Below are 10,443 nucleotides of genomic sequence, written 5' to 3'. Positions count from 1 at the left end.
TGAACAGGGTAAACGGGCGGGGCATGGGTTCTCCTTGCGGGGTGTCTAGTGGATCGGGATCCTCAGAGGGCGTGGGCTTTTTTCATGCAATCCCTAACATAGGCGTCGGACTCGCGAAGGTATGCACCGATTTTTTCGAAGCTCCACCCTTGGGTCCCATGGCATTTCAGGCTGGCGACGCCTTCGTAACCGACGCGCCGGAGTGTCCCCAGCAGGACGGAGTGGTCGAGGGTTCCGTCCGGGCGGGGGAGTTGCTGGTCCGCGGGGCCGAAGTTGAGCCCGTCGGTGCCGTGCTTGTACGCGCGGTCGATGTCCCAGATGTAGTAGTAGAAGAGCCGCTTGCGTTCGGCGAGGAAGGTAATCGCCTCGCTGATCGTGTCCTGCATGACCCACAGATGCGGCGGAGCGATGCAGACCCCAAGGTAAGGGTCGTCGATGTCCCGGATCAGCCGCTTCATCTGTGCCAGGGTGTCCACGCCCTCGTCCCACCGCTTGTCCTCGTTGGCTCCGGATTCGAAGTCCTCCGCGAACGGGACGGTGAGGTGGTTCTCGACCGCGATCCGGACTCCGCGGCGGGCTCCCGCTTCGACGATGGGTGGCAGGAAGGTGGACACGAAGTCCGGGTAGTTGGCTTCGCAGTCGAAGATGAGCGTGTTGATTCCGAGGTCTGCGGCGAACTCGACCCGTTCGAGGATTTCGTCCTGGGTCTTTCCGTAGACCGTGAGGCCGCAGGGTTTGACACCGTATTTGTCCAGCACGCCAAGGATTTTGCCCGGGTCATCTCCGGGGTTGACGTGGTGGGCCAGCGGTGCTGCGGAGGACCATAGGTTGACCTCCTTGAAGCCGATCTCGGCAAGGTCGCGGATCGAGTCTTCGAAGCCGTGGTCGTGGTAGGGGACGAGTTCGGCGGCATATCTGAACATGGGTTCTCTCCTTGGGAGCGTCTGTTGGGGTTTACCAGGCGAAGACGGCTTTTTCGGTTTCGCGCTGGTCGAAGGCGCGGAAGGCTTCCTCGGCCTGATCGATGGAAAAGTCGTGGCTGATGAGCTTTTCGACGGGGATTTTCTGGTCGATGACCAGGCGTACGATTTCTTCCCAGTCGCTGATGGGGAAGTACCAGCCGCCGACCACCGTGAGCAGTTTCCGGAGTATCTGGTCGCTGGGGTTGATCTGTGTCGCCCGCGACTCGCCGACGAAGGCGACGGCGCCTAGTTTGGCCGCGGCGTCCAAAGCCGCGTTCTGTCCGGCGGGGTTGCCGGAACAATCGATGCAGATGTCCGCTCCGCGGCCCTGGGTGAGGTTCCGGATTTGCTGGACTGCGTCGACTGTTGTGCTGTTGATGACGGCGTCCGCGCCGAGCGAGCTGGCCTGTTCGAGCCGGTGGTCGATGACGTCGACTGCGATGACCCGGGCGCCGAAAGCCTTGCCGATGAGTACCGCGGCGGACCCCATCGGTCCCATGCCGAAGACAGCGACGGTTTTTCCGCCTGCCACACCGAGCTGCTTCTGCACGTGGTACTGGCTGCCGACCATGTCGGTCATCACTGCGCCGGCGCGGAAGCTGAGTTCGTCGGGGAGCTGAAGGCAATTGCGTTCGGGAAGCACAAAGTAGTCGGCGTCACCGCCGTGGACGTCGAAACCGAAGCATTTCCACTCGTCACACAGCATCATGTAGCCGCTAAGGCAGTACTCGCAGAATCCGCAGCCCAGGGCGAGGTAGCCGGCCACCCGATCGCCTTCTTTGACGTGGGTCACCGCGCTCCCGATTTTGACGACTTCGCCGGCCGCTTCATGCCCGGGGATTACCGAACCTTGGCCGGCACCTTCGCCCCCGACGATGGGGGTGCCGTAGTAGATGCTCATGTCGCTGCGGCAGATAGCGGATGCGCGGGTCCTTACCAGTACCTCGTATGGTCCCGGTTCCGGGACGTCGCGTTCCACAACGGTGACTCGTTTGTCGCCGGGAAGGATAACTGCTTTCATTTTTGTTTCTCCAATGCTCATTTACTTGACCGCGCCGAAGGTGAGGCCGGCTACCATCTGGCGGCGCAGCACGACCATGAGAACCAAAATGGGTGCGACGATCATGGTCGCGGCGGCGGTGATGTTTCCCCAGTCCGTCCCGTACATGCCGGTGAACTGCTGCAGGCCGACAGGCGCGGTCTTCGCTCCGCTGCGGGTTAGGGACAGGGCAAACAGGAATTCGTTCCAGGACAGGACGATGGTCAGCACGGCGGCTGTCGCGACCGACGGCACCAGCAGAGGCCAGATGATCCGGCGGAGAACCTGCCATGTGGAGGCCCCGTCGACCATGGCTGCTTCCTGGATCTCGTAGGGCAGCTGCAGGATGGAGCTGCGCAGGATCCAGACCACGATAGGCAGGTTGAAGGCGGCATACGGGACGATCAGGACCGGGTAAGTGTCCATGAGCCCGAGCTTGCCGGCGAAGACGAAAATCGGGATGACAGCAACGATGGGAGGGAACATGTACGTCGACAGGATCCACGATGAGAGGCCTTTGCGGGCCCGAAAATCGCGCATTGTCAGGGCATATGCGGCAGGGACGCCGACGACGATTGCCAAGGCAGTGGCACCGAGACTGACAATGGCACTGTTGCTGAGCAGCTGACCGAAGCTTTCGGATTTCCCGCCTCCGGGTGACAGCACGGCGGCGTAGTTGTCGAGTGTGGGCTGGAAGATCCAGGCCGGGGGAATCTGGTTGGCTATCCCCGCCGGCTTGATGGAGGTGACAAGCATGAACACCAACGGCACGAGGCCGATCAGGAGCCATGCCCACAGGAAAGTGCGTCCGATGATGACGCGTGCCGCTGCGCCGCCGCGGCTGGTTGATGATGTCGTTGTCATTACATTTCCTCGGGGTCTGCTCGGCGGCCGATGACGCGAAGCATGAAGGGGACAAGGAGCGAGAGGATGATCAGGAAGACCACGCCCAAGGCGCAGGCGAGACCGACATTAAAGCTCTGAAGGCCTACGCGGAAGATGCCCAGGTTGATGATTTCGGTCGATTCACCTGGTCCGCCTCCGGTGAGGATCTTGAACGAATCGAAGGTCTTGAAAGCTTGGATGGTCCTCAGCACCGCCGCGATGGCAATGAACGGCACCATGGCTGGAAAGGTAATGTGCCGGAACATCTGCCATGGGGTCGCTCCGTCCACCATGGCCGCTTCCCGGGGCTCTCCGGGTAGGGACTGGAGGCCGGCCATGAGGATCAGCGCGATGAACGGTGTCCACTGCCACAGATCGAGAATGATCAGGACGATCCATGCGGATGTCGGATCCCCGAGCAGGTCCACGCCTTTGGGGAATCCGAAGACGCCGAGGTAGTAACCGACCCAACCGTAGTTGGGATTCAGCAGCTGCTTGAAAACCATGGCCGCGACCGCCGGGGTGACGGCGAACGGGAGCAGCATGAGGGCGGCCCCGACTTTGTTGGCCCGGGTCTGGGCCGCCAGCGGTAGTGCCAGGGCGAATCCCAGGATCATCTCCAAGATCACGGCAGCCGCGACGAAGCCGAAAGTGATGAGGAATGCGTGCTGGACGGAGGCGTTGGTGACCGCCTTGATGAAGTTGTCCAACCCGACGAATTTGCCGGCTCCTCCGAGGATCTTGTCGTTGCGGAAGGCCGAGTAGAAGATGAAGATGGCCGGGGCCACCGTCATCAGCAGCAGGACGAGCATGGCCGGGGCCATGTAGGCCCACGGGGTGGAACGTTTTTTCCAGGTGAGCGGCTTCCTGTCCCGCGGACCGGCCGTGGTACGGCCGGCCGCGAGGCGGGAAGAGTCAACCGTCAAGGACGCATCCGATGGTGCGGCGGTTGCTTTCATTGTCGATACTCCTTGGGCGACCTTGAGCGGTCCGTTGTGTTAGTAGCCGGCCGATTTAAGGAGGGCCGAAACCTTGTCTGATGCCGACTTGAGGGCATCCGATGGTGAGGAAGCGCCTGTTGCCGCGTTGTTCACCGCGACGGCCACTTCGTGGCTGACTTCGGTGTAGTTGGTCAGCCGTGCGCGGCCAACGCCGACAGCGAGGGATTTCCCGAGGGTGTCGTAGAAGGGAGCGAGGGGGTTGTCGCTCTTGACACCCGCGTAGACGGAGGCACGGCTGGGGTGCAGGGACTTGGCGGTCATCGTCGTCTGCTGTTCAGCGGCAGTCAGCCAGCTGATTCCCTGGTAAGCCCATTCCTTGTTCTTGGAATTCTTGTTCACGCTCAGCATCCATGTACCGAAGTGCGGGCCGGCGGACTTGGCGGTGGGGACGGGGGCGTAGCCGATTGTTCCGCCCTTGACGTTGTCAGCGAGCTTGAGGTCGTGGTAGTTGATCGTCATGGCGGTCAGCCCGCTGCCGAACGATTCGGCTGTCGTGCCCCAATCAGCTGATGTGCTGCCCGGAGGGACATGTCCGCTTTGTGCGAGCTTGGCGTAATAGGCCAGGGCCTGGGTCCCTTCCGGAGTGTTGAACGAAGGCTTGCCGCCCTCGTCCGCGAGCGTCCCGTCTCCGCCGTACGATGCCAGCAGGGTCTTGAAGTCGTCCGTGGCCCAGTCTCCGACACCTGCCATGACGGTCGTGCCGTAAAGCTTCTTGTCGGGCTGGGTGAAGAACTCCGCTACCTGGGCATAGTCGTCCCAAGTCTTCGGAACCGTGAGGTCCTTGCCATACTTTGCTTTGAAGTTCGCCTTTTGGGTCGGGTCGTTGAAGAGGTCGCTGCGGTAGGCCATGACCGCCACGTTCGACTGGATCGGCATTCCGTACACGTCGAATCCGGCGTTCTTGATCGCGGACACGTCCGGCTTCGCCGTAGGATCCGGGTAGCGCTTGATCGGGGACTCAGCGTTGTAGACAGCGGTGTCATAGAACACTTTGGGGATGAAGTCACTCACGTTGGATTGCGGGCTGTCGGGGTTGAGGGCCGGGTTCTGGATGTACGGGGTGAGGGGTTCGAGGTTCTGCACGAGGGCCGGCGCCCACGGGGTATCGACGACGACGATGTCGTAGTAGCTGCTGTTGGACGCGAACTCCGAGAAGACCTTCTGCTGCAGCGCGTCGTACGGCTGGTTGTCGATCTTCAGATCGATCCCGAACTTTTCCTTGAATTGGGGTACAAGCGATGCGACGGCGGCGCTATTGGCTTCATCGGTGGTGTAGAGCATCCGCAGTTCTGCCGGTTTGGCTGCGGCGGTGTTGGGTGCTGCCGGCCCGCCCGAGCATGCGGTTGCCAACAGGGTCACGGTGAGCGCGGCTCCCAGGCCCGCACCGATGCGGGATCGCATTGCGCGATGGAGAGAACGGATCATCCTACTGCCTTTCCTTAAGGGTTAATAGTGGTGTTTTGCGCCCGGTGGATTCCGGGTGGTTGGGTGGAACTTCTTGCCAGCCGCCTTCACGGGCGGAGCGCTGGACGGCTGCTGTGAGTCGTGCAGCCCGCAGGCCGTCCTCGAACAGGGGCAAGCCGTCCGGAACTGTCCCGGTTCTCACCGCGAGGTAAACATCGGAGATGAAGGCGTTGAAGGCATCCTGGTAGCCCTGCGGATGGCCTGGGGGCAGGCTGCAGTATCGGGCAGCGGATGGATCAAGGGCTGCCGGATCGCGGACCAGCAGTTGGGAGCCGGAACGGCGCCCGACCCACAGGGTTTCCGGTTGCTCCTGGTCAAAGGTCAGTGTTTCCGTCGTTCCTGAAATTTCCAGGGCCAGGCGGTTCTTTCGCCCCGGGGCGACCTGGCTGATCAGGAGCGTCCCCACGGCACCGCCGCTCGTCTCGAAGACGACCGAAACAATGTCCTCGGTCCGGACGTCCCGGCCCGCCCGTTGACTGAAGGCGGTCCGGTTCAGAGCGGCCAGGCTGCTGATCCGGTCATCAAGTACGAATTCGACGACGTCGCACAGGTGCGAACCGATATCGGCGAAGGCCCGTGAGGGGCCGCCCAGGCTTTCATCGACCCTCCAGTCGTCGTCTTCGCTCGACAGAAGCCAGTCTTGAAGAAATGAACCCTGGACGGTCAGGACACGTCCGACTTGGCCAAGCCGCACCCTGGCCCGAGCTTCCCGGACCATGGGATGAAAACGGTAGATAAAAGGCACCGCAGCGGTGCGCCCCCGGCTGTTCGCAAGGGCAGTCAGTGCCACAGCGTCCTTCACATTGGTGGCGAGGGGCTTCTCGCAGACAACATGCTTGCCTGCGTTCAGGGCTGCCTCCGCGAGCGCGGCGTGGGTGACGTTGGGAGTGCACACATGGATGACGTCGATCGTGTCGTCCTCGACGAGGTCCTGGACGGAGGCGTAAGCCTGCGTGACGCCCAGGCGATCCTTGGCGCGGGCGGCGCTGGCATGGCTCGAGGAAGCGATGCCAGCGAGGTCCGCCCCCGCGGCCCGGGCGGCTTTGCTGTGCACGTCAGCCATGAACCCGGCACCGACGAAGCCAGCCCGTATCCGGGAAGGTGCTGTCGTGGTTTTGTCGTTTTCCATGCCGCCACAGTGACACGCACCACGCGGCTTTTGTCAGTGAGCAAGCAAAAGTCTGCACCTTTTGACGCTCTTGGCGATGGAGCGCACGCCGAAGTTGCACCTTTTGATGCTTTGGGCGTGGACGGGTGGACGGGACCGAATATGCCCCTCAACACTGAGTGGAGGCAAGGTGCCCTCGGGCCTGTGAGCGCGGCGTATTGGTGCCCAGCTCCAGCCACCTTTTAGACCCTCGAAATGGAGAGATATGGACAACGGCGGCCCCGGCGAGCTTTTGCGCATTCTGCGGGACGGGCGTCCGCGAACCAGGGCCGAGCTGGGTGCGATAACGGGGTTGGGGAGGGCCGCTATCAGTTCCCGCCTCGAGGCGCTCCTGGAGCTCGGACTGGTCGTACCGGTGTCGGATGCGGCATCGACAGGAGGGCGCCCCTCGGCGCGGCTGGCCTTCAACCCGGGTTCGCGGCTGGCCGCTGCCGCCGACATCGGTGCAACCCACGCAACCGTGGCCCTCACCGACCTGTCGGGCAAGATTCTTTTCGAAACCACTGACCGGTTAGAGATTTCGTGCGGACCGGAAGCTGTTCTGGACTGGCTGGCGATGACGCTGCAGGGTCTTTTGAAAACGGCGAAGCGTCCGGCAGCGGACATCGTCGCGGCCGGCATCGGGCTTCCCGGTCCGGTCGAACACTCCACGGGAAAGCCGACCAGCCCGCCGATCATGCCGGGATGGGACGGATTCGATGTACCCGGATACGTTCAGCAGACCTTTGACGTTCCCGTACTGGTCGACAACGACGTCAACATCATGGCCCTCGGCGAGCGGGCTACTCGCTGGCCCAACGAGGACAACATGATGTTCCTTAAAGTTGCCACCGGCATAGGCTCCGGGATTATCAGTGGGGGAATATTGCAACGGGGCGCGGCAGGGGTCGCAGGAGATGTCGGCCATATTGCCATTTCCAAGGCGGCAGGGATCCAATGCCGCTGCGGCAAGGACGCCTGCCTCGAAGCCATCGCAGGCGCACCCGCCGTCGCCGCCCATCTCCGCGAAAACGGACTCGAAGCGGTCACCGCGAACGATGTCGTCTCACTCGTCCGTTCGGGCGATCGGGCTGCCATTCAAGCCGTACGGCAGGCCGGCCGCGACATCGGAGAGATGCTCAACATGTGTGTGAGCCTCATCAACCCCTCCTTGATTGTCGTCGGTGGATCCCTTGCACAATCCGGAGAAGATTTGATTGCCGGCATCCGTGAAACCGTCTATTCCCGCTCAACCCCCTTGGCGACCCAGCACTTGACTATCACCCGATCCGAAACCGGCCCGGAAGCCGGAGTGGTCGGGGCCGGCATCCTGGCCATCGAACATGTCCTCGCCCCGCAGCGGGTCAACGATCTCGCCGTGGCATGACAGAAGCCATCAACGTACCAATTAGAGATGCACACGACTAAAATAGGCCTACCAGCTGCGGCTTTTCTGGCCCGCCTTGCGTGCCACAGCGACCGCTGCCCCAAGACGCCGGGGCCCCGCCCTTGGACCGCCATGAAGGTCCACGCTGGCGAAAAAGGAGGATGTTATGCCTCAATCTGCCGGTGAGAACAGCGGCCAGCTGCGACGATACACTGTGCCGGAAGGCCTCACTCCCGAACAAAGGTTCGAACACTGGCGAACCTGGTACAGCAGTGCTGTCGAAGCTCCGATGCGGTTGGAAAAGTCGAAAGATGCGGCGCCGGTGCTTTTCGCTCCTTCGGCCCTCAGCCTCGCCGGTCCAGGCTTCAGCCTCATAGAAATATACAACGCCCCCGCAGTGGGCTCGTGGGCGCCCAATCCCGACACCCACGACCTGCGGCTGGTCTATTTCCGCAAAGCGCCCGCCCTGACCCTCGCACTCAACGGCGTACCAGAGCCAATACCGCCGGGCTCAGTCAGGTTCATCGATACCTCGGTCGGCGGCAGTTTCGATGCGCCGGAGGGTTTTCATGCCGTACAGATCAACGTTGACCGCAGCAGTCTGGAGGTGAGCGAGGGCGCGTTGCGCTCCCTGCTTCGCCTGCCTGACCTCGCAAAGCACCCCATTGTCGGCACGTTCGTGATCCCTGCGCTGTTGAGTTGGAAGCGGCCAGGCATCGACCGGGAGGCGTCGGGAACTGCAGACATCCTCCGATCCGTGATGGCGAACCTTGTGGGTTCCCTGCTCGAAACGCCGGTCAGCGACGAGGCGCAGAAACCAGCTCTAAGCCGGGCCGTGAAGAAATACCTTGAAGCCAGCTTTAGCGATCCCGATCTGGACGTTGCAATGGTCGCCGAAAGGTTCAATCTCTCCCGTCGCTCCCTGTTCTACTTCTTCGAGAATGAGGAACTGCACCTCGGTGAGCGTATACGCGCGTTGAGGACTCGAAGAGCGCTGGAGCTCCTCCTTCAGGCCGACGCACAAAAAATGACCTACTCAGAAATCGCGACATCAAGCGGATTCAGCAACGTCCAGAACATGCGCCGTGCAGTGAAAGAGTTTACCGGGATGAACGTGAGGGAGATCCACCGATCCGAGACCGTAGTTCGTGTTGCAATGCAACAGCTGCGGGAGTCATTGAGCCCCTAGCATCCGACCGAACCGGGGGGAGGCCGCTCTCCGTGCTGCAGGGCTCACTCCTGGGCTTTGCCTCGAGGGGGACTGGAGCCCCCGCTGGGCCTACGAAACTGGCCTCCAACTCGTCCATGACGGCAAGGTTCCCCAAGCAATTTTCGCAGCCAGCGACCACACAGCCCTCGGGCTCATTCGGGCATTCGCTGAAAACGGCGTCCGCGTGCCGGACGACGTCAGCATCGTCGGCTTCGACGATAGAGAAGGTTCAGACTACTTCCTGCCGCCGCTGACCACGGTGCGCCAGGACTTCACCGCATTGGCAACCAGCCTAGGGTTTCTTGCCTGCGAGGCGATTGCGGCGCTCCTCCTCCCGTTTGGAGTACGCGGCCGCGCGGATTGCTTCCTCCGATTCCAGTCCCGTGCCAAGGGCGCCTCCGACGGTCGCGGCGGACGCGACGAACCAGGACAGGACGAACAAGTCGCCATAGCCGAGCTTCGAGTGGAGATAGTTGCCCATTACGGCCGGGTCGAGGATGAACAGCGCCCAGGCCAGGTTGACCACATAGAGCGCCAAGTAGCAGATGATGATGCCGATTGTCAGCGTGATCAGTGTTGAGGTGTTGTAGAGGCGGGATCTTTTCCTGGCGTCCACGGAACCGTCGTCGGGCCGGTCCCACAGTCCGCCGTCGACCACGAGCCACCCAACAACCAGGGCAATCGAGGCGATCGTTGCGACCACAAGGCGCCACGGCGACAGCGAACTGGCGAGCAACCAAACCGTTGAGTTAATGGTTGCCACCGCCCCTGTTGCCAACGCTGCCACCAGTGCTGACTTGAGCCCGGGCACCAGGAGCCACGGACGGTTGGCAAGCACCATGCCGACAAGCAACCGCCCGCGGCTGGTGAAGCGCGGCATCTGCTGGCTATGGTCCGCCTCCGTATCCGATGCCATGCCGCGGATCAGCGCGCGTACTGCACGCCGGGCCCGAGCACGCATGCCGAACCCGCCGAGCGCCGGCAGTGACAGCATGGCTGTGGACTGCCGCCGGTCGGCCTCGGCGAGCAAGTAGCGGCCCTCATCCCCGTCACGAAACGGAAGTTCGGTCAGCCCAATAACCATTTCCCATTCGTGCCGTCGAGCATGTTCGTGAAGCCGGGCCATGGCAGTGTCGACGTCCTCGCAATCCACCGTGAAGGGTTCGCTCACCACCTCGATGTCCCAGCCCCTGCTATCCCGGCCGTCCTGCGGACCAAGGTCAGTCAGGAGGCGCGCGATTTCCGTAGGCGAGGCGGGGTCCGCCAGTAACCCGACCCGGATCGGTTCAGTCACAGGGGGCTGCCGCAAAGGGCAGGCATGAATTTGTTTTGCACGTTTTCCTCCTTG

At 62.3% G+C, this 10,443-nt stretch carries 9 protein-coding genes and 1 pseudogene; 3 read left to right on the top strand and 7 right to left on the bottom strand.

Annotated features, from left to right (window positions below; genetic code table 11):
* Positions 1-62: 62 nt before the first annotated feature.
* Genes L0B83_RS16135 through L0B83_RS16110 form a run of 6 tightly spaced genes read right to left on the bottom strand, consistent with a single transcriptional unit; the run spans position 63 to position 6,480 of the window.
* Positions 63-923, bottom strand: a complete 861-nt coding sequence (locus L0B83_RS16135; protein ID WP_234759571.1) for a sugar phosphate isomerase/epimerase family protein — start codon at positions 921-923, stop codon at positions 63-65.
* 31 nt (positions 924-954) lie between these two features.
* A complete protein-coding gene (locus L0B83_RS16130; protein ID WP_234759570.1) occupies positions 955-1,983 on the bottom strand; it encodes a zinc-binding dehydrogenase in 1,029 nt (342 codons plus the stop codon).
* 21 nt (positions 1,984-2,004) lie between these two features.
* Positions 2,005-2,865: a carbohydrate ABC transporter permease gene (locus L0B83_RS16125; protein WP_234759569.1), complete on the bottom strand. Its 861-nt coding sequence runs from the start codon at positions 2,863-2,865 to the stop codon at positions 2,005-2,007.
* Entirely contained in the window at positions 2,865-3,845 is a 981-nt protein-coding gene (locus tag L0B83_RS16120) for a carbohydrate ABC transporter permease (RefSeq protein ID WP_234759568.1), read from the bottom strand. The genes L0B83_RS16125 and L0B83_RS16120 overlap by 1 nt, the downstream gene beginning before the upstream one ends.
* Before the next feature lie 39 nt (positions 3,846-3,884).
* Complete coding sequence (locus L0B83_RS16115) at positions 3,885-5,312, bottom strand: ABC transporter substrate-binding protein (RefSeq protein ID WP_234759567.1); 1,428 nt, start codon at positions 5,310-5,312, stop codon at positions 3,885-3,887.
* Position 5,313: 1 nt separating this feature from the next.
* A complete protein-coding gene (locus L0B83_RS16110) occupies positions 5,314-6,480 on the bottom strand; it encodes a Gfo/Idh/MocA family protein (protein ID WP_234759566.1) in 1,167 nt (388 codons plus the stop codon).
* A gap of 244 nt (positions 6,481-6,724) precedes the next feature.
* Here L0B83_RS16110 and L0B83_RS16105 point away from each other — a divergent pair, with 244 nt between their 5' ends.
* The 3 genes and pseudogenes from L0B83_RS16105 to L0B83_RS16095 form a co-directional block, all read left to right on the top strand.
* A complete protein-coding gene (locus L0B83_RS16105) occupies positions 6,725-7,885 on the top strand; it encodes an ROK family transcriptional regulator (RefSeq protein WP_234759565.1) in 1,161 nt (386 codons plus the stop codon).
* 289 nt (positions 7,886-8,174) lie between these two features.
* The gene (locus tag L0B83_RS16100) at positions 8,175-9,074 is read left to right on the top strand and encodes an AraC family transcriptional regulator (protein ID WP_234759564.1); all 900 of its coding nucleotides are present in this window, start codon (positions 8,175-8,177) and stop codon (positions 9,072-9,074) included.
* Between the two features lie 13 nt (positions 9,075-9,087).
* Positions 9,088-9,381: pseudogene (locus tag L0B83_RS16095) on the top strand (substrate-binding domain-containing protein); the annotation flags it as partial.
* 6 nt (positions 9,382-9,387) lie between these two features.
* Here L0B83_RS16095 and L0B83_RS16090 read toward each other — a convergent pair.
* Positions 9,388-10,389, bottom strand: coding sequence for a hypothetical protein (locus tag L0B83_RS16090; protein WP_234759563.1), 1,002 nt, complete (start codon positions 10,387-10,389; stop codon positions 9,388-9,390).
* Positions 10,390-10,443: the final 54 nt, after the last annotated feature.

Origin of the sequence: Arthrobacter alkaliphilus (assembly GCF_021483235.1) — a bacterium.
GTDB lineage: Bacteria > Actinomycetota > Actinomycetes > Actinomycetales > Micrococcaceae > Arthrobacter > Arthrobacter alkaliphilus.
The sequence above is the reverse complement of the archived record's forward strand: the minus strand, read 5'-3'. Positions and strand labels throughout refer to the sequence as shown.

What these genes read in the sequence shown, in the direction of transcription:
- L0B83_RS16100 (WP_234759564.1), top strand. Translation starts at nt 8,175, where the DNA reads ATGCGGTTGGAAAAGTCGAAAGATGCGGCGCCGGTGCTTTTCGCTCCT.
- L0B83_RS16115 (WP_234759567.1), bottom strand. Translation starts at nt 5,312, where the DNA reads ATGATCCGTTCTCTCCATCGCGCAATGCGATCCCGCATCGGTGCGGGC.
- L0B83_RS16110 (WP_234759566.1), bottom strand. Translation starts at nt 6,480, where the DNA reads ATGGAAAACGACAAAACCACGACAGCACCTTCCCGGATACGGGCTGGC.
- L0B83_RS16105 (WP_234759565.1), top strand. Translation starts at nt 6,725, where the DNA reads ATGGACAACGGCGGCCCCGGCGAGCTTTTGCGCATTCTGCGGGACGGG.
- L0B83_RS16125 (WP_234759569.1), bottom strand. Translation starts at nt 2,865, where the DNA reads ATGACAACGACATCATCAACCAGCCGCGGCGGCGCAGCGGCACGCGTC.
- L0B83_RS16130 (WP_234759570.1), bottom strand. Translation starts at nt 1,983, where the DNA reads ATGAAAGCAGTTATCCTTCCCGGCGACAAACGAGTCACCGTTGTGGAA.
- L0B83_RS16135 (WP_234759571.1), bottom strand. Translation starts at nt 923, where the DNA reads ATGTTCAGATATGCCGCCGAACTCGTCCCCTACCACGACCACGGCTTC.
- L0B83_RS16120 (WP_234759568.1), bottom strand. Translation starts at nt 3,845, where the DNA reads ATGAAAGCAACCGCCGCACCATCGGATGCGTCCTTGACGGTTGACTCT.